1 protein-coding gene is annotated in these 216 nt (G+C 61.6%); it reads left to right on the top strand.

The genetic code is table 11. The features are described from left to right. On the top strand, nt 1-216 hold a 216-nt coding region (locus tag J1784_RS00005), incomplete at both ends, for an Ig-like domain-containing protein (protein ID WP_238485310.1).

Raw genomic sequence — 216 nt, 5'->3', positions numbered from 1 at the left:
TGGTCGGCGCCGATGGCACCTGGACGTTCACTCCGGACGCGCTGGCTGATGGTACTTACGACATCACCGTCACCGAGACCGACGCGGCCGGTAACGTCAGTGACCCGTCTAACGCCTATGACTTCACCATCGACACCATCGCACCAGTCGCGCCGGTTATCACCGACGTGGTGGATGATTCCGGTGCGCAGAATGTTGACGTGGCCCAGAACGGCT

Source organism: Rahnella ecdela, assembly GCF_019049625.1.
Lineage (GTDB): Bacteria > Pseudomonadota > Gammaproteobacteria > Enterobacterales > Enterobacteriaceae > Rahnella > Rahnella ecdela.
This window is presented reverse-complemented; position numbering and strand designations above follow the sequence as displayed.